We start from the raw sequence: 25,107 nt of genomic DNA, 5'->3' as shown, positions 1-25,107 counted from the left end.
TTGCCCTTCATGACTTGCCGCTGGTTTCTGCTATTTCCGCTTCTGCTGCCTTTATTGGCGTTGCTTGCCTGGCAGCCAGCTGATGGGTCGCGCGCTATTAAGAATACAAGCTTTGTGAAGGGCGAGAAAATGCACTACAAAGTGCATTACGGACTAATAAACGCGGCGGAAGCTACCATTGAGGTATCCAGCTCTTTGCAGCGCATCAACGACCGCCCTTGCTACCAGGCCACCGTAACGGGCCGCACCCTGGGCTCCTTCGACTTCTTTCTGCGCGTTCGCGACACCTGGCGCACCCACATCGACACGACCAGCATCCTGCCTCAGCGCTTTTACCGCAACATTGAGGAGAACACCTACCGCAAGCGCGAAACCGTTGATTTCGATCATTTTAAGAATATGGCCAGCGTGGAGTCGCGCAAGAAGGAAAAGGACCCCGTGAAGCGTGGCACCTACAAAATACCTGAGAATGTGCAGGATCTAGTCAGTGGCTTCTACTTTCTGCGAACGCTCAACTACGATCAGCGCCGCGTGGGCGAGGTCATCCGGGTACAGGGTTTTTTCAGCAATGAAGTGTACAACATGGACGTGGTGTACAGGGGCCGCGAGACCGTAGAGACCAAGGCCGGTATTATCCGTGCCATCCGCTTGGTGCCCAAAATGCCCCCCAATAAGCTTTTCCGCGGGGAGGATGGCATTTCTGTTTACCTTTCCGACGACCGCAACAAGATTCCGGTTCTCATTCAGGCTGAGATGTTTGTGGGAGCCGTGAAAGTGGATATGTATAAGTATCAGGGGCTAAAGCATCGCCTGAATGTGGTGGCTCGCGCTGGGGCCAATCCTTGAGCAGACCACTTGCAGAAGTAGTTCACAAAAAGGTAACATAGGTTGGCCCCGGCAAACGGTAATTTTGTAGTCGACAGTATCTCCTGACTCAACCCTCCGCCCTGTGCAACCAACTGCCGCCCCTACTGCTTACAAAATCCTGGTAGTCGATGATGACCCGGACATCGTGGAACTGCTGGAGTACAACCTGCGCAAGGAAGGCTACGACGTAGCTACCGCCCCCGACGGCCGCAAAGCCTTGGAAATTGCCCCCCAGTTCGAGCCCGACATCGTCCTGCTCGACGTCATGATGCCTCAACTCGACGGTATTGACACCTGTCGGCAGCTACGCACCTTGCCGAAGTTCAAGGACACCTATATCATTTTCCTAACGGCTCGCGCCGAGGAGTTTTCGGAAGTAGCCGCCTTCGAGGCCGGTGCCGACGACTTCATCGCCAAGCCCATCAAGCCCCGCGCCCTGATGGGCCGCCTAGCCGCCTTCGTCCGCCGCGACAAAGACCCACAGGTAGTGTTGGACACTATTGAAATAAATGGTTTGCGCATCGACCGCACGGGATTTGCCGTGTATCAGGATGGTCGCAAAATATCATTGCCTAAAAAGGAATTTGAGTTGCTTTCTTTTCTGGCAGCTTCGCCTCATAAGGTTTTCGGCCGCGAAGAGCTGCTCCAGAATATCTGGGGCAATGATGTGTTCGTACTGGCCCGTACCGTAGATGTACATGTGCGCAAAGTGCGCGAGAAAGTCGGCGACCACCACATCCAAACCATTAAGGGCGTGGGCTATAAGTTTAATATCGATGAGTAAGTGTCATTCAACAGTTATCAATTAACATTTAACAGGCGTTTTGGCTGACCCGGCTGGCGTAAGTCAGATAGCAGGCTAGGTGAACAGATAGACGAAAGAACAACTGTTAAATGTTAATTGATAACTGTTAAATGACATGGATTTCTCTTCCCGCTCGATTGCCATTCTGATTGCCTTGCTCGTGGCAGCGGTGCTCGTCACGTTTGCCTGGACGGTGCCGACGCTGCCGTTTCAGCAGGCTTTTTTGGCCGCGGGCATCACCGTGGCGGCCTGCTTTCTGCTGGTGTATCTGTCGTTTGAGGCGTTGATTTTTCGCGAAATCAATAACATATACGCTGGCCTGGAAAACGTTAAGCGGAAAGAATTCCGGAAGCTGTCAAACAAATTTCTGTTTCGGCCCGAGCCGCTGAAACGCATGCGCGAGGAGATTCTGCAAATGGCCGAGCGCAAACAGCAGGAAATAGACGAACTAAAGCGTTTGCAAACGCTCCGTCGGGAATTCCTAGCCGACGTATCGCACGAGTTAAAGACGCCCATTTTTGCCGCCCAAGGCTTTCTGCACACTGTGTTGGATGGCGACATGGATGACGATTTTCTGCGGCAGAAATTCCTCAAGAAAGCCGCGACCAGCCTCGATACGCTCGACGCACTGGTACAGGACCTTGTGACCATCTCGCAGATTGAAAAAGGCGTGGTTCGCATGCGGCGGCAAGCATTCGACTTGGCCGAACTAGTGCGCGAAATATTTGAGCAGTTAGAGTCAAAAGCCGCTCAACGGCAGGTTGCGCTGGAGCTGGCACTGTCCAATGAGCCAGCGGGGGGCATTTTGGTGCTCGCCGACCGCAACCGCATCCGACAGGTATTAGTCAATCTGGTTGACAATGCCGTGAAATATGGTCGCGAGGCCGGCCACGTAACCGTTACGCTAACAGAAACAGCCAAAGCCGTCCGGGTATCCGTCCGCGACGATGGCGAGGGCATTGCGAAGCAGCACCAGAGCCGCATTTTTGAGCGTTTCTACCGCATCGACAAAAGCCGCTCCCGCGACTCGGGCGGCTCGGGCCTGGGCCTAGCCATCAGCAAGCACATCGTGGAGGCCCACAAATCCACCATCCGGGTGCGTAGCGAGGTGGGGCAGGGCACGGCCCTGGAGTTTAAGCTGGCCCGGCCGCGCCAGCCGGTGGGGGAAGGGAAAAAGCAGGAAAGCTGAGCATTTGAATCCAGTCCGGCTGCACCATCCGGCGGCCGCTTTCCCCCTTCCAAACTTCCTAACCCGTACCTTTGCGGCCCGTTATGAAGCAGCCCGATTTCCAAGACCTTATTCTGTTCGAGGACGACGACTACATCGTCATCAATAAGCCGCCTTTTCTGGCCACGCTCGACGAGCGCGTGGGCGGCGCGCCCAACATCCTGCGCATGGCCCGCGCCTACCACGCCGATATGCAGGCTTGCCACCGCCTGGACAAGGAAACGTCCGGCGCTCTGGCCCTGGCCAAAAACCCGGAAGCCTACCGCCACCTGTCCATGCAGTTTGAGAACCGGGAGGTAAAAAAGAACTATCACGCCTTGGCCTGGGGCGTGCATCACTTCGATAATAAGTTGGTGGACCGCAGCATCGAGACGACCACCAAAGGCAAGGCCCGGCTGGCCTACAAGGGCAAGGCCGCCGAAACATACTTCACCACCCTCGAGACATTTGCTAAGCATACGCTGGTGCAATGCGTACCTGTCACGGGCCGGATGCACCAGATACGCCTGCACCTGATGTACCTGCAGGCGCCCATCGTAAACGACATTTTATACGGGGGTGAAGAGTTCTTCTTGTCCTCGCTAAAAAAGAAGTTTAACATGAAGACGGGCGAAGAAGAACAGCCATTTATCAAGCGTTTTGCCTTGCATGCTGCTCAACTTTCGTTTGCTCGCCTTGATGGCGAAGGTGTGACCGTAGAAGCTCCCTACCCGAAGGATTTTCGGGTGCTGGTGGAGAATTTGCGTCAGCTCCAGTAGCCTGATGGCTTCCTACAGCAAGCAGACTCGGCGTGGAGGCAAATAAATCAGGTTAGCCGTTTAGCGACTACTGACCGTGTTACTGCAGACCAATTAGTCGTTTACCGATGGCAGCAATGCTTGAAAGTACGTGCTACTCAGGCACAAATATCACAGGTACCCTTGCATATCAATCGAAAGGCGGTAACTTTGTGTCCGTTTTTCCCGAACCTTGGTTCGTTCTATTCTCATTTCCAACCGCTTACCTTCTTCCCAATGGATCATCTGAGCTTCAAGACGCAATCCGTCAACAAAGCCAACGCCAACAAGGGCTGGGTTGTCGTTGACGCCAGCGTGGCCCCGCTGGGTCGCGTTGCCAGCCAGATTGCCAACATCCTGCGCGGCAAGCACAAGCCCTCGTTCACGCCCAACTCCGATTGCGGCGACTCGGTTATCGTTATCAATGCTGACAAGCTGCGAGTGACGGGCAAGAAAATGACTGAAAAAATCTACATCTCGCACTCGGGTTATCCCGGTGGTCAAAAGCGCAAGACTATGCGTGAGGTGATGGAAAAGTCATCGACTCGTGTGATTGAGCACGCCGTACGCGGCATGTTGCCTCACAACCGTTTGGGCCGCGAGCAATTCCGCAGCCTGTTCGTATATGAGGGCGCCGAGCACCCCCACGCTGCCCAGCAGCCTGTGGAGGCCACTTTGAACAAACTGTAAGCCACGACGGCTTGCGTATTTTTTTCTAACTTTTCTTTAATGGAAATCTCCAACACCTCTGGTAGAAGAAAAACCTCGGTGGCCCGCATCTACATGCAGGCCGGGCAAGGGAATATCACTATCAATGACCGGGAAATGAAGGCCTATTTCGGCAATGAACTCCTGGAAAACATCGTGAACCAGCCCTTCGCTACGCTTGAGAAACTCGGGCAGTACGACGTGAAAGTAAATGTGCGTGGTGGTGGCATTTCGGCCCAAGCTGAAGCCATTCGCTTAGCCATTTCGAAAGCGCTGGTAGGCGAGGACGCCGAATCACGGCCGGCTCTTAAGAAAGAAGGCTTCATGACGCGCGACCCCCGCATGGTGGAGCGCAAGAAGTTCGGTAAGCGTAAGGCCCGCCGCTCGTTCCAGTTCTCGAAACGCTAAAACCAGAGGAAATTTATCATGGCTCAGCCCACCACTTATAAAGACCTGCTCGACGCCGGTGCCCACTTTGGTCACCTTACGCGCAAGTGGGATCCAAAAATGGCGCCGTACATCTTCATGGAGAAGAACGGCATCCATATCATTGACCTGAACAAAACCCTCGCGTCGCTGGATCAGGCTACCAACGCTATCCGCAACATCGCCAAGAGCGGTCGGAAGGTAATGTTTGTTGCTACCAAGAAGCAGGCTCAGGAGATTGTAACCGAAGAGGCCAAGCGCCTCAAGATGCCTTTTGTAACCGACCGGTGGTTGGGTGGCATGCTCACCAACTTCGCTACGGTTCGTAAGTCGCTGAAGAAGATGACTACCATCGACAAGATGGTAAAAGAGAATACTGCTTATGCCGCAATGGCTAAGCGCGAGCGTTTGATGATGTCGCGCGAGCGGGAGAAACTGGAGCGCGTACTAGGTGGCGTTGCCGACCTGAGCCGTCTGCCCGCTGCTCTGTTCGTAATCGACGTGAAGCGTGAGCACATTGCTGTAAAAGAGGCTAAGAAGCTTGGGATACCAGTATTCGCCATGTGCGATACCAACTCTAACCCCGAGCTGGTTGACTTCCCAATTCCAGCCAACGACGACGCCTCAAAGTCTATCTCTCTCATCGTAAGTGCAGTGAGCAAGGCTATCGAAGAAGGCCTGTCGGAGCGCAAAGTTGATAAGGAAGAAGCTGACAAGAAGCAGTCCGAAGAGGAAGGCATCAAGGAAAAGCAAGCCGCCGACGAATAAGCGTTTAGAAGAAGCTAGGAGTTAAGAGATAGAAGATAGAATCCGGTGGGTTGAACCAACTCTCGGATTTTGTTTCTTCCTCTTAACTCCTAGCTTCTTGTATGAACACCCCCACATAACATTCTAATTTCTAGCGTTTAGCTAGCTCCTAATTTTTAAAGAAATGGCAGCAATTACCGCCCAAGACGTGAACAAGCTGCGCGCTATGACTGGCGCGGGCATGATGGATTGCAAAAAGGCTCTGACCGAGGCTGATGGCGATTTCGAAGCCGCTCGTGACATTCTGCGCAAGCAAGGTCAGAAAATCGCTGACAAGCGTGCTGACAATGCTACTTCCGAAGGCTTAGTGTTGGTACAAGTAAGCGAGGATGGCACCGCTGGTAAGCTGGTTGCTTTGGCTTGCGAAACTGAGTCAGTAGCTAAAGTGGCTAACTTCCGCGAGTTGACGCAGCAGATTCTGGACGCGGCCGTGCGCACTAACGCCGGCACGAAGGAAGACCTGTTGGCAACCAAAGAAGCCGACGGCCTAACCCTGCAAGACCACATCACTGACCTGATGGGTAAAATCGGTGAGAAGCTGGACGTAACTTACGCCACGCTGACGGCCGAGAAAGTAGCTTCTTACATCCACTCCGACAGCAAGAAAGGTGTACTCGTGGGCCTGAAGAATGTAGCCGGTGCCGACGTAACGGAAGTTGGCCGCGACGTGGCCATGCAGATCGTAGCTATGAAGCCCGTAGCCGTCGACAAAGAAGGTGTTGACTCTGCTACCGTGGAGCGCGAAATCGAGATTGGCAAAGAGCAGGCGCGCGCCGAAGGCAAGCCCGAGGCTATGCTGGAGAAGATTGCGCAAGGCAAGCTGAATAAGTTCTATAAGGATAACACCTTGCTGAACCAGGAATTCGTGAAAGATAACTCAGTAACCATCGCTCAACTGCTCGACAAAAAGCAGAAAGGCATGACGGTAACTGACTTCAAGCGTGTAGTTATTGGTGGCTAATTTTTCTTAGCCTCGACCATAAAAAAGCCCCCCAGCAGATTGCTGGGGGGCTTTTTATTTTTCTCCACAAGTCACCCCAGTTACTAATTGAGTTTGTGGATCAAAGTGAATCCAAGTTCCTTCTGATGCTGCAAATGGAGCAGGATAAGTCAAGAAGTACTGCTTTGTTTTTTCGTTGTTATAAAATGTCCATATCTCACTTCGGTTGGCACGCTCATAGTAGTTGTAGTCTCCCATTACCTTCTTCGCAGCCTCTAAAGTCATCCCAACTTTGACATTTTCACAGTTAGCCAAGTACCCACTGGTATCTTTTTGTAGGCGATAAGTATCGTAAAAAAGCTTTAAGATGGTGAAGGCGCCAATTGCTGCCATTAGTAGCGTAAGATACCTTTTCATTGAAGATTGATTACTGATTGACTTGTTGCCACGCTCGTACTCTCGCTACGGCATTCTCGCGCACATTCATATAGTACAGCCCATAATCGGCGATGTGGAAAGAATGTCGTAGCTCAGGGCGGCCGGGGATGAGGAAGCGTGGGTAGCCCGAAGTTGCCGGTGGATGCACCCAGAGCACGCCATCGTGCACTTTGGCATCGGCCACTTCTTTATCAATTCGGTTAAAAGATTGGGGTACGCTGCCTCTATTCAAGGACGCAGGCGCGGCGGCGGTGTCGCGAGTCCAGGTGAGCGGGTTGATGGCCAGGGCGTCGCGGTAGGGTTCGTAGCTGTAGCCCCACTCGCCGGTATTCCAGCTTATAAAGCAGTTGGTTTGAGTAGAGTCTTCGCAGGGACGGAGGTTTTGGTAGGCATTCGGATTTACTTTGAAGCCTACCAGATACGCAGCCACTAGCTGGCCACGGCGCTTAGGGTCCTGGTCGAAGAAGTCGTGGAGGAGGCGCTGGGCGTGAAATGATCCCTGACTGTGGCCAGCCAGAATAATGGGGCGGCCTTGGTTGTAATGATCTAGGTAATACTGAAAAGCGGTTTTTACGTCCTGATACGCTAAGGCCAGGGCAGCACGGGCATTGGCACTACTATCCGCGTCGAAGAAGCTGTATAAGGCTGCCTGGCGGTAACGGGGAGCATATATCCGACCGGCAGCATTAAAAACAGAGGCTTGGCGACGAATACTAAACTGATCAGTGAATAGATTTAGCGCAGGATCTGTAGAGGCGCCATTCCAACCTTGCGGACGAATAAGCGTCGTGAGGTGGATGAAAAACACATCGGCGGGTGCGGTAGCCTGTTGGTCGCGCAGGCCTGAGTTTTTGGGTACTGCATCAGCGGAGTCGCGGTGGGTGGGTAGCGCCGCCCAACTAGCCTGCTGCGCATAATCGGGCGCGGGAGCGGACTTATAGGCTGTGAAGTTCCGAACCGGCTTAATGACGCCTAAACAGGAAGAAAGCACACTCAATAATAGAAGACAGCCGAGTTGGCGGCAACGGTGCATTAACACAAAAAATAGCATTACACGAAGAGCAAAAACGAAAAAGGGCCGCACAGGGGTGCAGGCCTCCAAGTGCTATATAACCAAGCACAAATTTACTCCGAAAACGTGTTTTCCAGTAGTCGCTCCTGGCGCAGATACACAATTTTATAGTCGCGGTCAAAGCGGATGCGCACTTGCGCCGTAGTGTTCTGATGCTGTTGTCGTGATTTGCGGAACGCCCGACTTTTTTCCAGATAGGTGACAACTCGTGAGCCATCCCGAACCGGCTCGCTGATAGAGAGGCTGCCGGGTACCCCTTGCGTTTCACCTTGCAAAAACTCCGGGAAGTGCGACCGATCTAGCTCTGCACTGATGGCGGCTGGTGTAGTATTCTGCAAGGTGTAGAACCGCTCCACGGTAGGCGCAAAATGCTGCCCCGCGTTGAAAGGCGGCGCTTTCAGATCTTCATAGTAGGAACTCAGCGCACTGCGGACCCGCGCTTCCACCTCCCCGACTCGAGCACCTGATGCCGGGGTGGCGACTGGTGGCGGCTCTACGGGAGCAGCTTGACTATCATCCTCAACAACAGGAGCGGATGCGGGTGGCGTAGCATTTGGGGCAGCAACTACCTCCGGCTCCGCAATAGGCGGAGGAGAACTCACAGCGGGTGTAGCAGGTGTACGGCGCACGGAATCAACTGCGGCGGCCGGGCGAGTGGCTGGCAGGGCTGGTGTCACGCGCGCCGTATCGGTATCAACCACGGGTGGCACGGTCGCCTGTTCGGCCTGAGCCTGAGGGCCAACCTCCGGCACCACGCTAACCGTATCGGCACCAGCGCGGGAAAGGCTGGTGAGATGTTCCGACTCCCGATTATCCATCATCAGGTAAGCAATCAGCGCGAGCAGGGCCAGAATGCCCCCCACGATGAGGGCGGTAGTCAGCGGGCTGCGGGTGGAGGCTGGCGGGGCTGCTAGGCGCGGGCGACGACTCTCGGCCATCGGCTGCTCGGCGGGCGTGAGAGAATCAGCGTCGCGGTAAGACGAGGTGCCCACTTTCACCATTTGTACGGGTTGGGTGAAAGTGTCGATTGGTGGTGCCGGCCGTTTGGGTGGGGCTGGTCTTTGCTCGCGCGTGGGTTCTTTAGGTGGCACAGGCACCACAGGTGTAACAGGTGGCAATACGGGCGGAACCGAAGCTGCCGGGGGTGGCGTGGACTCTGTTCGGGGCCCGGCCGACGTCATCGGGGGCAGCCACGGGTCTTCTACCGGCCCAATCGTGACGGTCGGGTCGTGCTTGAAGTCCCATGAAGGCGGCGGCGGGGGCAGCGGCTCAGGAGCAGGCACCACAGTGGGGGGCGGCGGAACGGTGGCAGCAGGAACAGTTGGTGGAACCGGCGTGGCTACGGGTGGCGCTGGCGCGGCCGATGCTAGTTCGCTCTTTTCATCACTGAAGAGCAGCTTGCGTTTCAACACCTCAAATTCGGTGGGCGTGATAGCGCCCGCATCCAGCCATTCTTTCAGCTGGCGTAGCGTAGCAAGGGCAGAAGGCTCGTTTTCCATAGGGCAAAAGCGGCAAATAGTCCGCGGCAAAAAGCAACGGTAAAACGCATTTGCTACCTACTTACGTTCAAGTGTGGTCAGACGATCACGCCGGCGCGCAAGGCGGAGTTTGCGAAACTCCAGCTGCTGGGCATTAGTTACTAATTTCACCGAGTCCTGGCGGGCTTTGAGGGTGTTTTCTACGTTTTGCTTTTGCAGCGCCTCCATGCGCGCAAGGTTGCTCGTGGTGTTGGCTTGCAGACTTAAAATGTCTTTTTCCAGCTTCTCCCGCTCTTTTTCGGCCTCCTTCACTTGCTTCTCGGCTTCGGTTATCTGGTCTTTGTAGGCTTTGATGCGGGCCGCCGCCGCGAAGCTTTGCACCATCGTGCGCAAGGCCGCGTACTCGGAGGGCGTTTGGTCGGCCATCAGGAAAGAATTGCCCCCCAGTGTTGCCCACACGGCCAGCTCGGCTACGGTGTCGGCCGGGGCTATTACGCTGGAGTATAAGTCAATCAGCTTGCCCGATACGCTGGAAACCTGGGCTTGCTTGGCCACCAAAAGGTCTTTTTTGCCCACGCCAAAAGTACCGTCGCCCTTAAGGCGAATGTTATATGTGTCTTTGAGCCAGGCCTGCCAGTAGTCGCGCGTCCATTGGGCGGTGCCATCTACCTGTACTTTCAGCGCTTCCCGCTCTTTGCGCTCGAAACTGACGTTGCCGGCTCGCACGTCGTAGAGCTGGGCCAGAGCAGGCTGGGCCAGCAGCCCCAAAATGCCCCCCAGGAGCCATATGGTAACTATTTTTTTCATAGGATGCCAGGTTAAATGTCGTGGCGCACGAAGGTGGCGTGCAGATCCTGGTACATGTGGTCGAAGCGTCGCACGGCGGCCTGCAGAAACTCTTCATCGAGGAGGGTGCGTACCTCGGCGTCGCCGCCGGTCAGGTCCATTTCGCTCACTTTATAGGTTTGCTCCAGCGGACCTTTTTCCAGCTTAATGAGGTACTTTCCATTCCAGGAAAAAAGGGTGATTTTGGCTTCCGGGTGCGGAATATCGGCTACGTGGCGCATGGCTGGGGGCATTTTCTGACGAACAGGCGAAGATAAGAAGCCTACGTCCAACAATGACCCGCACTGGCAGGCAACCACCGGACACCAAGTGCTTGTATACCGCTCTGCCACCCCTTCTTCTCCCCTCTAACCTTTTTTATCATGCCACAAGGAGATAAATCGGCCTACACTGACAAGCAGAAACGTCAGGCCGAACACATCGAAGAAAGCTACGAAAAGCAAGGCTTGTCGGAAGACGAGGCCGAGCGTCGGGCTTGGTCCACCGTGAATAAGCAGGATGGCGGTGGCAAGAAAAGCGGCTCGGGCCGCAAGAAACTCACTAAAGATTAAACCGCAGTAGAAGCGAGCTATAGAAAAGCCCCCCAGAATAACTCTGAAGGGCTTTTCTATAGCTCGAATAAGCGGGCAGAGCATGAAGTCCGCTCAGGCCACTGTATGCAGAATAACCCACAGGGAAGTAGCCGAGATAACTACCCACAGCAGAACGCCCAGTCCAAAAGGCCGGATGCCCACCTTGCGAATCACCTCCATCGACAGGCCAGCGCCGATGAGGAATAGTGTTAATGTGAGACCCACTTTAGCTATTTGGGCAGCCACCTGTCCTGCTCCTTTCAACGCCGGCACGTAGGTAGTAAGCAACATTGCCCCAATGAAACCCAGGATGAAGTACGGCAGCTTAACTTTGGCACCCGGCGTCTTGAATAAAAAGGCGGTGCCGAGTGCCACGGGTACTATCCAGAGGGCACGGGCGAGCTTAACGGTTGTGGCTACTTGCAGGGCCTGATCGCCGTAGTGACTGGCGGCACCCACCACCGAGCTGGTATCGTGGATGGCGATGGCGCACCATAGCCCGAACTGGTTTTGGGTCATTTGCAGCGCGTGACCCAGGGCCGGAAACAGCAGCAAAGCCACCGAGTTGAGGACAAATACGGTACCCAGGGCCACTGAAAATTGCGACTTTTCGGCCTGTACTACTGGCCCTACCGCCGCAATAGCGCTGCCTCCGCAAATAGCGGTGCCGCAGGAAATCAGGTGGGCCGTTTTGCGCTCAATGCCCAGCCAGCAGCCCATGCCGTAGCCTAGTAGCAGCGTACCAAAAATGGATACGATGGTGAACAGGAGTCCTTCGCGCCCGGCCTGAGATTCCGAAGCCCAGCCCTATGACGGAGTATTGTAAAAGCTTGCTAGTGTATTTGTGCGTTTGCGCCGCAAATGGGTTGCCGCTTAGCAACGCCACCAGCAGCCCGAGAGCCAGCTCTAAAGGTGGTGCTACCCAGGGCGTCAGGCAGAGGATAAGAGCCAGCCAGAAAAGCGCTTGTTGCGGGGCCAGGCTGTAACCAAACAGGCTAAATGACTGACGTAGAAATACGGATGCAGCTTCGGGGCGGGGTGGTAAAGGGTGGGCAACTTTCATGGGGTCAGGCTTAAAAAGCACTGTTCCATAAGAACAATTCTTGGCCCTATTCCATAATCAAAATTGCTTATGGATAATAACTTTTAGTTATGCAGAAAAGCTGATATGACGATGCGTATAAGTCAGGAAGCGTTGGGCCTGGGCGGATAAGGGTTGGCCTTGTAGCCATACTACCTCGAAGCGCCGCGACAAATGCAACTCCTGTATCGGCACGATTTCCAGCCAACCAGCCGCTACCTCCTTCGCCAATGCCCGCCGCGATACGAACCCCAAGCACTCAGGCGCCGCTTCGAGGTAAGACTTTATGCCTTCCGTATTGTCCAGATAAAGCGCCACGGTAAGTTCGGTAAGCTTGATTTTGTGGGCCCGGAGGGCATATTCCAGCACTTCCAGCGTGCCGGAGCCGCGCTCCCGCAGCACCAGCGGATGCCGGAGCGCCATAGCCAGCGGCAAGCGCTTGCGGGGCATTTTGGTGGGGCTGGCGCGGCGTACGGCCACCAGCTCATCATTGAGGAGCAGCTCGTAATGCAAGTCGCGGTTTTTGACCTGACCTTCCACAAAGCCCAGGTCAATTTGCCCCCTGAGCAGCGCCTCGGCTATTTGCTCGGAGTTGCCGTTGAGCAGCGTCAGTTCTACGCGGGGATATTGGGCCTGGAAACCGTACAAGATGGGTGGCAGCACGTACTGAGCCAGCGTGGTGCTGGCCCCCAGGCGCAGGCGGCCAGCGGCTTCGTCGTGAAGGGCTTGGAGCTGGTTTTGCAGGCGTTCGTGCAATACCTCTACTTCATTGGCGTGGGTGAGCAGAAGCGTACCAGCGGTAGTAAGGCTCACCCGGTTGCCGCGCCGCTCAAACAGGCGCTGCCCGTAGCTTGCTTCCAGCTCGCGAATGTGCTTGGTGACGGCGGGCTGGGTTATAAATAGCTCCTGGGCGGCTTTGGTAAAGCTCAGATGGCGCGCCACCGCTTGAAAAACACGCAAACGAAAATCGGGCATGGCCGCAAGCTACGATTAGCAACAGAATTAGACTGACACGCAGCTATGGCTAAGCTCGCATAAAAAAGCCCCCGACGTTGTGCTGGGGGGCTTTTTTAAATGCAATTGACCTTCGGAGAAACAGCGCCAATACTATCAATATAAGATGTCATTAATGGGCTCCAATTTCTTGGGAATGTTGGTTTCGCCCAGCATTTCGCGCAAGTCGATTTCGATGGTGCGGCAGATGCTGGTCATGGGCACGTCGTTCATTTTATTCTCGAAGGGATTTTCGCTGGTATGCCCCACCTCTTCAATCGTATTGAACACCCAGGACACGAGCACGGAGAAAGGCACCATCAGCCAGACGTGATTGGGGCCGATTTTGTCGAACTCACTAACGAGACCCAGCGGCAGCAAAGCAGAAAACAACCACACGAACACGAAGCTATAATAGGCATACTGCCGCGGGAAAGGCGTGTTTTTGATGCGCTCGCAGCCGCCCTGCAGGTTATAAAGCTCTTCCAGGGTTTGCACGAGGCGCATATGCTGGAAGTCGTTGAGCAGGCCCCGCTCTTCGCGCAGTACGCGCAGCTCGGCGGCCTGCAGGCGAATAATATGAGCGGCCGGATTTTGCAGATACCGCAGATTCTCGCTTTCCTCCGCGCTCAGAAACGGGGCTACATCCGTATCCCAATAGTCGACAATCTGGCGGCGCAGCTGTAAGCGCACCGCGTTGCACCACGCTATCTGGCGGTGCACCAGGTGACGGTGGCGCTCGGTTAGTTCCTGGGCCGAGGCTTCTGGCGCTTCCACGTCGGGCGCATCTACGCGCGAGGTCACGAATTCGAGCGCCTGCACGGCCCACAGGCGACTGTAGTTTACAATGCCGCCCCACAGCTGTCTTCCCTCCCAGAAGCGGTCGTAGGAGCCGTTATTCTTGAAGCCGATATAAAAGGACACCGCAATACCCAGTGTAGCCACTGGCTGCCACGGAATCGATACTACTTTGATGTTCAGCGGACCATACACCGCGCAGACGATAATAGAATGCAGGGTGAAAATCAATACGCTGCGCCAGGAGAACTTCCAGACAACGCGCCAGCGAAGATTATTACGAACGTACACGAGCTAAATCAATTAACAATTAACAATTAACAATGAGTAAACGAAGTTGAAACGGGTTGTCGGGCGTCGGCCATGCAAAGCTCTTACGGTATTGAATGATTACTTGCTCATTGCCAACTACTCATTCTTCATTGTCAATAGCGATGCCCATGAGCTGCATGAGCTTGCTAGCATTGAAGCTGCGGCACAGGCCGGGCGTGAGGTGGTAGTCGAACAGGATTTCGTCGCCTTCGATGGTGCTGTTGAAGCTGTAGTTGGTGACGGCGCCGGGCAGCTCATCGGCCAGCGCACCCAGCTCCAGATCGTGGGTGCTGATGAGGCCGCTGGCGGGACGCTGATGGAGCTGGTGAATGAGGGCGCGGGCCCCGCGGTGCCGGTCGCGGGAGTTGGTGCCTTTCAGGATTTCGTCGAGCAGGTAGAAAACGGGCGTGCCCTGGGCCGTCAGCTCCAGCAGCAGGCGCAGGCGCTTGAGCTCGGCGTAGAACGAGGACGTACTTTCGGCCAGATTATCCTGGGTGCGCATGGCCGTGTACACCTGGGCCGGACTCACGCGCAAATGCCGCGCACAGACCGCGCCGCCAGCCAGCGCCAGCACCATATTCAGGCCCACGGTGCGCAGAAACGTGGTTTTGCCCGACATATTGGAGCCCGTCACGACGCCCGTATGCCCCGCTCCTACCGTGCTGAAATCGTTGGTAATGCGCGCGGTGGCAAAAATAAGCGGGTGACCCAGGCCTTCGGCCGTAAACTCCAGGGCCTCATTGCTTAGCTCGGGCACGGTGTAGATTGGGTTGGCAAATTGATACGCGGCCAGACTTACCAGGGCTTCCACCTCGGCCACTACGTCAAGCATAGGGCCTAATTTGCCCCCTAGCTGCCGTTTCCAGCCTTCCAGCCGCCACATCCAGAAGAAATCCCAGAACAGCAGATTATTCGCGAAAAAAGCCGCCAGCGTACTTTGTCTTACGGAAAAATACGCCACAATACCAGCCAGTTGCCCGATAAGCCGCGAAGCCGGCACGCCGTCGGGCGGGGCTATCAGGTTGCGCAGGGCCACCAGCGGCGGCGACTTAACCTCCCGCTCTTCAAGTAAGGCCAGCTGGTCGCGGTAGGCGCGCAGCACGTCGTACATACTATCGCTGTGCTCAAAGTACTCGTCGCGAGCCGCGCGGTAGTGGTGATTAATGCCCCCCAGCAGCACCAAAAACGGCACCACCACCCCAAATGAATAACCCGACAACCACAGCCCCGCGCTGGTAAGCGCCAGGGGCGGCAGCACGAACAGAGCAGCTTTAAGCCAGGCTTTGTCAGCGAAAAAATCGGGTTGCTGGAGCCAGGCGGCGAAGCGGCGCGGGTCGTCGGTTTGGCGCGGAAAGTGGCGGGCGCGGGCCTGCCACTCCTGCTGCCAGGTCGCGTCGGGTGCCAGCTCGGCCACGGCGGCCTGCCGAGCCTGCACCGTGGCTGGAGCTGCGGCTTGCCGCAGCCAATCGGCCAGGCGGTCCTGGCCTAGGCGCGAGGTAGCCCGGCTTAGTAGTTGAAACAACGAATATGGCCCGAATACATCGAGGTCGGCGGCGTAGGCGTGGCTGGCATCCAGATAGCGCGCGCCGGCTTCAAACTGCGTCAATTTGCCCCCCAGCCGCGCCAGCTCCTCCTGGCTAATAATCCGCAGCAGGCGGTAATGGTTGTATTGGTAGCCCAAGCGGCTGTGCCAGCGCATGATCAGCACAAATACCACATATAAGGTCAGCACAAAAGCCAGCCCTGCTACGTTGCGGCCATTGCTGAATAGAAGATAGCCTCCCAGCGCCCCCACTACAAATATCAGTACCCTGACCCAGGCCACCGCCTGGTGTCGACGGCCATGGTATTGCTCCTGCGTGGCGTGAGCAGCTAGGTTATCGGTAAATATGTCGGCGGGCGCGACGGTGAGCGGGCGAAAAGCGGCAGATTGGGGCACGGGCGGGCGACAGTTGAGCCTAAAAGTACCAAAGCCTAAGGCATTTTCCGGCTTTATCCGTCTAGTCCTCTACGGGTGCCTATGCCCGCGTCTAAGCCTGATTTCTTACCGGAGGCCCCTGTATTTTGTCAGGTGACAAATCATCAAATTGGTCAGCTTATGCCACATCGGATGCCATCTGAACCCCATGAGCCACTGGTGTGGTTGTTGTGGCACCGACGTGTTAGTCCACTCTTATCCTTCATCTTTATGCCACTATTGCGTACCGTTTGCCGCCTGAGCTTGTTCCTGCTGGTCAGTGCCGCCGGTTTTTCCAGTGCTCAGGCCCAACAAAAGCTAACAATCCCCAAGCCCGAAGCCGACGAGATTTACGACACTGTGGGCCAGCCAGCCGTACCAGTGGGCGGCGTTGAGGCGTACGCGCAGTATCTGGCGGATAATCAGCGCTATCCCACGGCTGCCTTGCAGCGCCGCGTGCAGGGCACGGCACCCGTTACGTTTGTGGTGGAGAAATCGGGCGTTATTTCCAATGTTGCCGTCACGCCGCCCCTCGACCCGGCGCTGGATCAGGAAGCTGTGCGCCTGATCAAAGGCGGACCTAAGTGGACCCCGGCGCAACACCGGGGGGCAAAAGTGCGGCAGCGCGTCACGGTACCTATTGCGTTTGCCATTCCGGCCGATGAGTCCGGTACTTCGGCCGCCACCGCACCGGCCGGACCTGGCAGTTCATCGGGCCCAACACTGGTAAAACCGGATGAGCCCGCCCGGCCCGTAGGTGGCACGGAAGCCTTTTTTACCTGGATTCAGGAAAACCAAAAATACCCGACGCTGGCCCGTCAGCGCAAGATACAAGGCCGCGTGATGATGGAGTTTGTTGTGGAAAAGGATGGCTCACTCGTTGAGCCCAAGATTATCAAGCGCCTCGGTTCCGGCCTTGATGAGGAAGCGTTGCGCCTCATCAAAACAGCTCCCAAGTGGACGCCCGCTCGCTATAAAGGCCAGCCGATGAAGCAGAAGATGGTGCTGCCGGTTGTCTTTCAGCTGTAGAAGCTGCTCGCTGACAACGCGGCCAGCACCTCTATTTATTTTTATATATATTGTTATTAATCAGTGTTTTATAGTTATTTATTCCGCCCCAAATCTCTTACCACCGCCTCTATGCTTTCTCCGCTTCCCCTCGTTTCGGCGCCTCCTGTAGCGCCCACTATGGTCATGCCCGCGCCGGGCTCACAGGTGATATGGGCATATCAATCCCGTTTCCAACAGGCGGCCCAGGCCATAGCCAACGGCATTTTCGATACCCTGGACGATGATTTAGCGCCTAATGTGCTCCTGCTCGGCATTCCGGTGGCTAACCCTGACCAGCAAAGCGAAGATATATTATCAGCCGTTTGTCTGGAGCCCGCCGACTGTGGGCTTGATTTCGCTCATTTTGACCAGGTGCTGGCTCGGGGCCAAGAGTTTCAGCTGCGGGAGCCCTGGGGGGCTTTTTTTGACCGCGAGCAGGTGATGAGCGAAGAAATGCTGCGCCGGAAGCAGCATGCTATTGGCTTGCGCCTGGCTGTGCAGGAAGTGCTCGACAAAGTAGACTCGGTGGGAAAAAAGCGCCAGTCTTTCGCGGGCATACCCATTCAGATTGGCGACTTCTACGTGGTGACGGTGCTGCGCCTCAACCGCAAGATCCTGCAAACCCACCCAGCCCTGATGCCCAATCGCTATTACACCGACGGCCGGCTGCTGGCGTCCTCGCTGGGGCTGGCGGCCGTGCTGCGCTTTCATGAGGAGTGCGTGAAGTCCTTGACGGAGCCCGAACCTGGCTCAGGCATGCTCCAGCGCCACCGCGAAACCGACGAGCTGCTGCGCGCCGCCGGCAAGCTCCTCATGGATACGCCGGCGCAAGCCCTGGGCATCAGCCCAGCCACGGCCAAGCTATTTGCTACCTACAATACCATTTCTTCGCTGCGCTACGAAGGGGCAGAAGGTGTGGGCAAGATGTATCTGGCCAAGCGTCATCACCCTAACCTGGAAGAAGTTTTTGCCCTCACCTGCCCTACCCCGCTCACCGACTACCGGGCCGTGCGCAAGCTGCTGGAAATGACCACCGCCGACGTAAGTCTGCTCGCCGATGGTGAAAACGTGTATGCCCTGGGCCGGCCCGTGGGGCATTACGATCCTAGCCGGGAAGATCTGTTCATTATCAACTTCGTGACGCACTATGCCTGGGAGTTTCAGCACGATGGCAACGTGCTGATGCGCACCACCTACGGTAACCCTAGTATGCCCCGCGCCCGCCTCAACCGCAGCCAGTTCCGCAAAGACCTGCGCCGCACCTTCGAGCTGACCGCCCCGGAAAAAGTGGAGCGGCTTTGGGACGTAGTGCTGGAGGCCAGCAAGCAGAAGCACGGTACGTTGGTAGTCGTTACGACGGAAGCGCTGGCCGAAGCCGACCGCCTCAAGCTGCAATGCACCCTTATCGAGCCCGTGCCACTCACGCCGCTCATCACCCGCCTGGTTACGTCCATCGACGGCGCCGTGCTAGTGGACCCCGAATCCTATTGCTATTCTATCGGGGTCATTCTCGACGGGAAGGCTTCGGGCCGGGGCACCAGTACCCGCGGTGCCCGCTACAACTCCGCTATCCGCTACGTCGAGAGCAGCCCGTATACGTGCATGGCTATCGTCGTGAGCGAAGACGGGATGGTGGACGTGATTACGAAAGCGAGCCTGGCGGAAGAAGAGTAACGGCATTCTAAAATACCTTCCGTTTCACCTGTCGAAAACACTTACACATGCAGTATTTAGCTGCGTAACTCGTACCAAAGCCTTAGGTATTCCGACTGGAGAAGCATTCTTGCTTGTTTCGCGTTTATTGAATCTCCTTCCATTTCCACACGCTCCAAAAAGGACACATACAAAGCGTTTTCAGTATTACTGTCTACCTTCTTTAGCGTTTTGTGGAAAAAATCAAATACTCTCCTAAGTTCATCTAGCCGTACCGTCGACAAGCAGTTGTTTGCATACCTGGCTAAACAACCGACCTGTAGATGAATTAGACCGTTATAATCTTCATCCATAACCTCTGAGTCAATGGCCGGAAATTGCTTAACTAAATGTTGTAGGAATTCCTGTTGCGGAAGTTCGCGTTTGACGATTATGAAGTTCATAATATCTTGTTAATTAGGAGAAGCATTCTGCTTCTTCGCCCGAAACGACCAGGTAATCCGAAACACAGCTACCACGTCGCCGGCCTCATCCAAGCCAGTGCTGGTGCATACGACGGTTCGGCCCTCACCAGTAGTCCGGCTCTCGGCAATGGCCTGACCAATGCGGGCGCCGTCGAGGCTGGTGAAGCGGATGAGGCCCACGCCTTTTTTGGTGAACTCCGCTTCCAGGCTCGTCACCAGCATCGATACCAGCGGCCCGCTACTAATGTGCATCAGCGCCAGCACCCCACTAGCCATTTCGGCGGCCATGCTCAGGCAGGCAAAGTAGATGCTGCGAAAGGGGTTTTTGGTCAGGTACTTATACCGCACCGTCACGGTAGCCTGCTCCGGCGTCACGTCGCGCACGCGCAGCCCCGCCAGGTAAGCCATCGGCAAGCTGCGCAGCATAAACAAGCGCAGCTTCACCGGATTCTGAATGGTACGCCGGAAAGCAGCAGCCTGGGGCGTATCGGGGGGCAAAACGGGTGAAGAAGACATCATAGCCAGTAAGATACTCGAACGGCACTCTACTTTTACGGCCTTGGGGTCGTGGCTGACCGTGTTTTTTTCGTCTTACGCTCAGTCGGATACACCACCAACTCTTGGTACGTAGAAACAGGATCGGGCTCGCGCCGGAAGTCAAGCTTTTCCAACACCCCTATTACCAGCTCCATCGTGGTGTACACCAAGTTGCCATCTACTAAATGCCCCCCAATAGTTCGGCCCGTGGAATCAGCAACGGCCAGATGCAGATGGCTGCCATTCACGGAGAGAGTGCCCACCAGCGACACCACTTCAAAGTGGCCTTTGTACTCGGTAGCTTCTGCCTGATTGGCGAGGCGCAAGCGAACAGTTGTCAGGCTACCGACGCCGGTAACCATAGTGGCCGCCTGTATCTGGTGGGCCTGCACGGAGGCCAGGAGCTGCTGACGCACGTCCTGGCCGGGCGTCAGACGCAGCACATACGTGCGCATCGGCGACGATGGAATGTTGGGTGGAGCAGGTGAAACAGACGCGGCCATGGTTGTTCTTGTTTGTGCGAATGCCCCCGGAACGCATAGGCCCAACAGCAGAAAAACAAGCAAAAAGCGCATAAGGAGCAAGCTGATAGACTAAAGGTAATAGCTACCAGGCAGCCGGCAGCAGTTTGCCCCCCAGTACTTGGTTTGCCGAAAAATAAAGAGGAGAAAACCCAGCGCCAGCTGATTTTTCTCCTCTCCCCATTACCCTTTCGCACCACCAGACCGATAGTGATGAGGCCGTTACAGCATTCTATTTGTTGAAGCTTACGTTGCCGTAGCGCACTTTGATGTTCACGTTGCCCGAATTTTTGGCGCTGGCTCTCCCGAATTTTCCTTGCGTATCACTGGCGGTGGGGCTACTTTCTTCCGACCGAACGCGAACTAAGTCTTTGTCGACCAGCAGCTTGCCGTGCTGGGTAGTCACATCAAAGTCAAAGCCGGCACCTTCCGAGAAGTTCAGCAAAAACGTACTATAGCCACCATCCAGATTGATCTGGCGGAAGTTTTTGCCTGTGTTGCGAACTTCAAAAACGGGACAGTACTGCACCTTCATATCCAACTGATCATTCAGCTGATCGATGCTGAATTTGGAGAAGCCCGACGAGCCGCGCAGGTTCCGAACGGTGCCCAAGGCCACGTCGCCGTACTTGCTGTGCACGGTCAGATCGCGCACAGTACCGATGTCGATGTCGGAGTAGTTGTTGCGCAAGTCTACGATTTCACCAACGTCCAAGCGGAGCTTGGAGTACGAGGCATCGATGCTGGCTTTGCCGGCGAAGGCAATATTGCCCTGACCGTTACCTACGCGCAACAGGTTCTGCGGCCCATCCAAACGGCCCGTGCGCAGACTGCCATATTCGACAGCCAGCTCCGTGGAGCCCGTCAGATCGTTATTGATACTGATGTCGCCAAAGGTGTTATACACCCGTAAGGAAGTGTTTTTGGGCAGCCATACGGTGTAGTTCACTTCGTAGAGCCGCTGTCGGCTGGCACAGCCCCTGGGCATAGCCCCAAATTTCGACTCAACTACTATTCCGCCCGTAGCCGGGTCGTTTTGCAGCATCCTGACCTGAATCATATTCATCAGCTCCTGCGCTTTTTCGTCCGAGTCGGCGCGGGTGATGATATCGACATCCGTCCGAATCTCGGCCCGGTTCCAGGTGTTGATCTGGACACGCCCGTAGCGGGTTTGCAGGGAATAGGGCTGGTCGGCGCGGACCGCGAAGGTGCGGCTTAGCTTACGACTTTTTTCCACGGCTGGCGTAGCGCCCATCTCCTGCTGGCCCTGGCTGCCGGGCTGCCCCGGCGCGGTATCACCTTGCTGCCACATACTCGGCTGATTAGTGCCCGCCGCCTGGTGGTAGTGGTCAACGACAACGGCTACTGGCTCAATAGAAGGGAGTTGCGCGGCTTTTCCCTGCAGCGGCAGCAGACTCGCGGCCAGTGACAACAGACAATAGGTACAACCCATCAGGACCGTTTTCATCGCTTGCGACTGTTTTTGGCCACTTCTGGCTGATCAGCGTGGTACTCCATAATTCGTTCGCGGGTACGCAACTGTTGGTTTAAGATATCAACCCTGATTTGCAGGTTACGATTCATGGCATCGAGTACCATGTCTGGCTCGGGGTTGCGGTACAGCTCGGTTTTGAGTTGCGCGTACGTTGAGTCGAGCGCGACCAACTCCCGTTGCCAATCGGCGGCGGGGGCAGTAGCAGTCTCTTCTTCCAGCTGGCGCAGCTCGCCAATCCGCTCCTCAATCTGCGAAGCGAAATAAGCTTCCATCTGCCGCACGGCCATGCTTAGGCGCTGGGTGGGCGCATTGGCCGCGGCCGTGGCTACAGGGTTGGTTCCGAAATAAAAGGAATCGTTGGTTTCCTCCTCAGTAGGAGCCGTGGTAACGTAAGGCGTAGGACTCTTGCTCGTCCAGGCAGAGGTAGCTTGCGGAGCGGAGTTTTTCCAAAAAAGCCCCCCACCGGCTACCACCGTAACGGCAATAGCGGCGGCAATACCAAAGCGGCCATTCCAGGAACCTTTTTTGGCTGACACCACTGGTTCGGGAGCTAGTTTTATCACACGCAAGGGCACTTCCTCTTCCGTTTCGTCGAACGCCACGCCAGGCGTCGTCAGCTCCTCTTCGATGCTGTCCCACAAATCGGGGCGCGGCTCGAACGCGTCGATGTCGGCGCGGTGCTGCTCTACGAAAGCTTCCAGGGTTTTCTTATTCTCGTTCATACAGGTGGTTATTCGCACGTTTCTCCCCTTTCGACCGTGACCCGCTTAAGTGGGTGGAGCGTCAGTCCGGCCGGTTTATCCAACATTTATCAGGTGCTTTACAATCCTTGCTGGTGCCCTAGTTCCAGCAATTTTTTTCGGGCTCGGCTATACTGCGATTTAGAGGTTGATTCGGTTATGTTCAATATGCTCGCTATTTCGGCGTGGTCGTAGCCTTCGAGCAGGTACAGTGAGAGCACTACGCGGTAGCCATCGGGTAGTTCCTGGATGCAGCGCCGCAATCGGTCGGCCCGCCAGCTTACCTGCGCGAAGTCGGTATCGTCGTCCTGCTCCACGCCCGCCGAGTCGTGCTGCTCCGCTAGTGGCACCAGCTGCAAGCGCCGATTGCGCAGGCAATTGATGCTTTTGTTGATGACGATGCGCTTGAGCCAGCTCCCGAACGACGAGTCGCCTTTGTAGCTGTGCAGCTCGCGAAACGCGCTCAGAAATGACTCCTGCAAGACGTCCTCGGCCTCAGCAAAGTCGCCGGTAATGCGCAGGGAGGCATTAAACATAGCCTTCGCGTAGCGCTTATAGATTTCGGCTTGGGCGCGGCGGTCACCCAAACGGCAACGCTCCACCAATGGAGCGTTGATATCAGTATACGCAAAAGCCTCCATGTGCGGTCTTTGGGTTGTGCAAGGTCAGAAATAGTAGCCCGTGAATATCAGAATTTCTTCGCTAAACTGCTCGTTCTGATGGGTAAGCGGAGAAAAGACAAAGAATGACAGGGTGGGGTTGCACGGGTTTAAATACTAATTAACCTATCTGGAAAAGCACAAAAAAGACCCGTATGATTTACACACGGGTCTTTTTTGTGAAGAAGTTAAGCAGGCTGTTTTCTGGGAGAAATTAAATAACCGTGCCCGCCTGTCTTAGATATCAAACTTAATGCCCTGCGCCAGCGGCAGCTCCCGCGAGTAGTTAATGGTATTCGTCTGGCGGCGCATGTAGATTTTCCAAGCGTCGGAGCCGGACTCACGGCCTCCGCCGGTTTCCTTTTCGCCGCCGAATGCACCCCCGATTTCTGCGCCGGAAGTGCCGATGTTCACGTTGGCAATGCCGCAGTCGGAGCCGGCCTGCGCCAGGAAGGCTTCGGCCTCACGCATATTCAGGGTAAAGATGCTCGATGACAAGCCCTGGCGGACGCCGTTTTGCAGGGCAATGGCCGCGTCTACGTCGCCGCTGTACTTGATCAGGTACAGGATAGGCGCGAAGGTTTCTTCCTGCACCGTGTGGTAGTGATTTTCGGCCTCTACCAGCGCTGGTTGCACGTAATTACCCCCCGGATACTGGTCACCGGTCAGCATTTGTCCCCCGAAGAGCAAGTTGCCTCCCTCCTGCTTTACCGCTTCCAGCGCCTGCGTAAATCCGCGCACGGCAGCCTCATCAATCAGCGGCCCGACCAAGGTACCTTCCGTTAGCGGGTTGCCGATGGGCAGCTTGGGATAAATACTGAGCAGACGCTGCTTTACGTCCTCAAACAAAGATTCGTGAATGATCAGGCGGCGCGTGGTGGTGCAGCGCTGCCCGGCCGTGCCCACAGCCCCAAATACCACGGCCCGCATAGCAATGTCCAGGTCGGCGTGCTCGGTGAGGATGATGGCGTTATTGCCCCCCAGCTCCAGCAGGGCCCGGCCCAGGCGCGCCCCTACCACTTCGCCTACCTTCCTGCCCATGCGCGTACTGCCCGTGGCCGACACCAGCGGCACCCGCCCGTCGGCGGCCAGCAGCTGCCCGATTTCGGCGTCGCCGATAATGAGGTTGAAAATACCCTCCGGCAGCTCGTTATCGCGCAGTACATCCCGGATAATATGCTGCACGGCCACGCCTGTGAGGGGAGTTTTCTCCGAAGGCTTCCAGATGCAAACATCGCCGCAAACGGCGGCCAGCATAGCGTTCCAGCTCCAGACCGCTACCGGGAAGTTGAAGGCCGAGATAATTCCGACTACCCCCAGCGGGTGGTACTGATCGTACATGCGGTGGGCCGGCCGCTCCGAGTGCATCGTGAAGCCGTGGAGCTGGCGCGAAAGACCCACGGCGAAGTCACAGATGTCAATCATCTCCTGCACCTCGCCCAGTCCTTCCTGCAGAATTTTGCCCATCTCGTAGCTCACTAGCTTGCCCAGCGGCTCTTTGAACTCGCGCAGCTTGTTGCCGATCTGCCGCACGATGTCGCCGCGCCTGGGAGCCGGCACCAGCCGCCAGGACTGAAATGCCCCCTGGGCCGTCTGCACCACCTGCTCGTAGTCGGCGGCGGTAGCGAAGCGCACGCTGGCAATCAGCTTCCCATCGGCGGGCGAGTGGATAGCGCGGTTCTTTTCGTTGGCCGCCCCGCCCCAGATGAGGCCGGTGCTGAAGGCGGCATTATCAGCCTTTATGCCCAGCTCGCGCAGTATTTGCTGAATATCGTGGTGGTCGTGGTCCTGTACGTCGGTGTGGGTGGCGCTGGCTTCTTCGAGGGCTTGTTTCATAAAGTGGAGGGAAATAGAGACTGAGGAGGGGTGTTTGGAAAGAGAAGC

The 25,107-nt window shown here is 56.0% G+C and carries 27 protein-coding genes; 11 read left to right on the top strand and 16 right to left on the bottom strand.

What is annotated here, in order from left to right:
* Positions 1-9 precede the first annotated feature (9 nt).
* The 8 genes from B9A24_RS12035 to tsf all read left to right on the top strand — a co-directional run bounded on the left by B9A24_RS12035 (position 10) and on the right by tsf (position 6,578).
* The gene (locus B9A24_RS12035) at positions 10-846 is read left to right on the top strand and encodes a DUF3108 domain-containing protein (RefSeq protein WP_084446178.1); all 837 of its coding nucleotides are present in this window, start codon (positions 10-12) and stop codon (positions 844-846) included.
* Between the two features lie 103 nt (positions 847-949).
* Entirely contained in the window at positions 950-1,651 is a 702-nt protein-coding gene (locus tag B9A24_RS12030) for a response regulator (RefSeq protein WP_084446176.1), read from the top strand.
* A 136-nt stretch (positions 1,652-1,787) separates the two neighbouring features.
* Positions 1,788-2,861 (top strand): sensor histidine kinase, encoded by a 1,074-nt coding sequence (locus tag B9A24_RS12025; protein ID WP_084446174.1) that lies wholly within the window; start codon positions 1,788-1,790, stop codon positions 2,859-2,861.
* An 83-nt stretch (positions 2,862-2,944) separates the two neighbouring features.
* On the top strand, positions 2,945-3,658 hold the full coding sequence (locus tag B9A24_RS12020; RefSeq protein ID WP_084446172.1) for an RluA family pseudouridine synthase: 714 nt from the start codon (positions 2,945-2,947) through the stop codon (positions 3,656-3,658).
* Positions 3,659-3,913: 255 nt separating this feature from the next.
* The gene (rplM, locus tag B9A24_RS12015) at positions 3,914-4,366 is read left to right on the top strand and encodes a 50S ribosomal protein L13 (RefSeq protein ID WP_084446170.1); all 453 of its coding nucleotides are present in this window, start codon (positions 3,914-3,916) and stop codon (positions 4,364-4,366) included.
* Between the two features lie 39 nt (positions 4,367-4,405).
* Positions 4,406-4,792 (top strand): 30S ribosomal protein S9, encoded by a 387-nt coding sequence (rpsI, locus tag B9A24_RS12010; protein ID WP_084446168.1) that lies wholly within the window; start codon positions 4,406-4,408, stop codon positions 4,790-4,792.
* Between the two features lie 18 nt (positions 4,793-4,810).
* Positions 4,811-5,578, top strand: coding sequence for a 30S ribosomal protein S2 (gene rpsB, locus B9A24_RS12005; RefSeq protein ID WP_084446166.1), 768 nt, complete (start codon positions 4,811-4,813; stop codon positions 5,576-5,578).
* A 163-nt stretch (positions 5,579-5,741) separates the two neighbouring features.
* Positions 5,742-6,578 carry a translation elongation factor Ts gene (gene tsf / locus B9A24_RS12000; protein WP_084446164.1) on the top strand — a complete coding sequence of 279 codons (837 nt, stop codon included), beginning with the start codon at positions 5,742-5,744 and terminating at the stop codon, positions 6,576-6,578.
* A gap of 54 nt (positions 6,579-6,632) precedes the next feature.
* Here the strand turns inward: tsf and B9A24_RS11995 are convergent, their stop codons facing one another.
* The 5 genes from B9A24_RS11995 to B9A24_RS11975 form a co-directional block, all read right to left on the bottom strand.
* Positions 6,633-6,950 carry a hypothetical protein gene (locus tag B9A24_RS11995; RefSeq protein WP_084446162.1) on the bottom strand — a complete coding sequence of 106 codons (318 nt, stop codon included), beginning with the start codon at positions 6,948-6,950 and terminating at the stop codon, positions 6,633-6,635.
* Positions 6,951-6,984: 34 nt separating this feature from the next.
* Positions 6,985-7,986 carry a DUF3089 domain-containing protein gene (locus tag B9A24_RS11990; RefSeq protein ID WP_159452036.1) on the bottom strand — a complete coding sequence of 334 codons (1,002 nt, stop codon included), beginning with the start codon at positions 7,984-7,986 and terminating at the stop codon, positions 6,985-6,987.
* A gap of 134 nt (positions 7,987-8,120) precedes the next feature.
* Positions 8,121-9,566 carry an SHOCT domain-containing protein gene (locus tag B9A24_RS11985; RefSeq protein ID WP_084446158.1) on the bottom strand — a complete coding sequence of 482 codons (1,446 nt, stop codon included), beginning with the start codon at positions 9,564-9,566 and terminating at the stop codon, positions 8,121-8,123.
* A 57-nt stretch (positions 9,567-9,623) separates the two neighbouring features.
* A complete protein-coding gene (locus B9A24_RS11980) occupies positions 9,624-10,352 on the bottom strand; it encodes a hypothetical protein (RefSeq protein WP_084446157.1) in 729 nt (242 codons plus the stop codon).
* 11 nt (positions 10,353-10,363) lie between these two features.
* Positions 10,364-10,624: a hypothetical protein gene (locus B9A24_RS11975; RefSeq protein WP_317044242.1), complete on the bottom strand. Its 261-nt coding sequence runs from the start codon at positions 10,622-10,624 to the stop codon at positions 10,364-10,366.
* 129 nt (positions 10,625-10,753) lie between these two features.
* Here B9A24_RS11975 and B9A24_RS11970 point away from each other — a divergent pair, with 129 nt between their 5' ends.
* Entirely contained in the window at positions 10,754-10,942 is a 189-nt protein-coding gene (locus B9A24_RS11970) for a hypothetical protein (protein ID WP_084446154.1), read from the top strand.
* A 93-nt stretch (positions 10,943-11,035) separates the two neighbouring features.
* Here B9A24_RS11970 and B9A24_RS11965 read toward each other — a convergent pair whose 3' ends face one another.
* From B9A24_RS11965 to B9A24_RS11950, 4 genes are all read right to left on the bottom strand, one after another.
* The gene (locus tag B9A24_RS11965) at positions 11,036-11,701 is read right to left on the bottom strand and encodes a YeiH family protein (RefSeq protein ID WP_317044243.1); all 666 of its coding nucleotides are present in this window, start codon (positions 11,699-11,701) and stop codon (positions 11,036-11,038) included.
* Positions 11,702-12,113: 412 nt separating this feature from the next.
* Positions 12,114-13,019 carry a LysR substrate-binding domain-containing protein gene (locus B9A24_RS11960; protein ID WP_084446152.1) on the bottom strand — a complete coding sequence of 302 codons (906 nt, stop codon included), beginning with the start codon at positions 13,017-13,019 and terminating at the stop codon, positions 12,114-12,116.
* 135 nt (positions 13,020-13,154) lie between these two features.
* Positions 13,155-14,126 carry a bestrophin family protein gene (locus B9A24_RS11955; RefSeq protein ID WP_084446150.1) on the bottom strand — a complete coding sequence of 324 codons (972 nt, stop codon included), beginning with the start codon at positions 14,124-14,126 and terminating at the stop codon, positions 13,155-13,157.
* 121 nt (positions 14,127-14,247) lie between these two features.
* Positions 14,248-16,086 carry a MutS-related protein gene (locus tag B9A24_RS11950; RefSeq protein ID WP_234997230.1) on the bottom strand — a complete coding sequence of 613 codons (1,839 nt, stop codon included), beginning with the start codon at positions 16,084-16,086 and terminating at the stop codon, positions 14,248-14,250.
* 249 nt (positions 16,087-16,335) lie between these two features.
* Here B9A24_RS11950 and B9A24_RS11945 point away from each other — a divergent pair, with 249 nt between their 5' ends.
* Both B9A24_RS11945 and B9A24_RS11940 read left to right on the top strand, forming a co-directional pair.
* The gene (locus B9A24_RS11945) at positions 16,336-17,133 is read left to right on the top strand and encodes an energy transducer TonB (RefSeq protein WP_159452035.1); all 798 of its coding nucleotides are present in this window, start codon (positions 16,336-16,338) and stop codon (positions 17,131-17,133) included.
* Positions 17,134-17,244: 111 nt separating this feature from the next.
* Positions 17,245-18,828 (top strand): DNA integrity scanning protein DisA nucleotide-binding domain protein, encoded by a 1,584-nt coding sequence (locus B9A24_RS11940; protein WP_084446146.1) that lies wholly within the window; start codon positions 17,245-17,247, stop codon positions 18,826-18,828.
* A gap of 56 nt (positions 18,829-18,884) precedes the next feature.
* Here the strand turns inward: B9A24_RS11940 and B9A24_RS11935 are convergent, their stop codons facing one another.
* From B9A24_RS11935 to amaB, 7 genes are all read right to left on the bottom strand, one after another.
* Positions 18,885-19,250: a DUF7674 family protein gene (locus B9A24_RS11935; protein WP_084446144.1), complete on the bottom strand. Its 366-nt coding sequence runs from the start codon at positions 19,248-19,250 to the stop codon at positions 18,885-18,887.
* Positions 19,251-19,259: 9 nt separating this feature from the next.
* Entirely contained in the window at positions 19,260-19,790 is a 531-nt protein-coding gene (locus B9A24_RS11930; protein ID WP_234997227.1) for a PaaI family thioesterase, read from the bottom strand.
* A 32-nt stretch (positions 19,791-19,822) separates the two neighbouring features.
* Positions 19,823-20,311: a PPC domain-containing DNA-binding protein gene (locus B9A24_RS11925; RefSeq protein ID WP_234997225.1), complete on the bottom strand. Its 489-nt coding sequence runs from the start codon at positions 20,309-20,311 to the stop codon at positions 19,823-19,825.
* Between the two features lie 250 nt (positions 20,312-20,561).
* Entirely contained in the window at positions 20,562-21,797 is a 1,236-nt protein-coding gene (locus B9A24_RS11920) for a hypothetical protein (RefSeq protein WP_143434916.1), read from the bottom strand.
* Positions 21,794-22,546 (bottom strand): hypothetical protein, encoded by a 753-nt coding sequence (locus B9A24_RS11915; protein ID WP_084446138.1) that lies wholly within the window; start codon positions 22,544-22,546, stop codon positions 21,794-21,796. Before B9A24_RS11915 ends, B9A24_RS11920 begins: the two co-directional genes overlap by 4 nt.
* A gap of 98 nt (positions 22,547-22,644) precedes the next feature.
* Entirely contained in the window at positions 22,645-23,205 is a 561-nt protein-coding gene (locus B9A24_RS11910) for an RNA polymerase sigma factor (RefSeq protein WP_084446136.1), read from the bottom strand.
* 255 nt (positions 23,206-23,460) lie between these two features.
* Positions 23,461-25,059, bottom strand: a complete 1,599-nt coding sequence (amaB, locus tag B9A24_RS11905) for an L-piperidine-6-carboxylate dehydrogenase (protein ID WP_084446134.1) — start codon at positions 25,057-25,059, stop codon at positions 23,461-23,463.
* Positions 25,060-25,107: the final 48 nt, after the last annotated feature.

This window comes from Hymenobacter roseosalivarius DSM 11622 (assembly GCF_900176135.1).
GTDB lineage: Bacteria > Bacteroidota > Bacteroidia > Cytophagales > Hymenobacteraceae > Hymenobacter > Hymenobacter roseosalivarius.
This window is presented reverse-complemented; position numbering and strand designations above follow the sequence as displayed.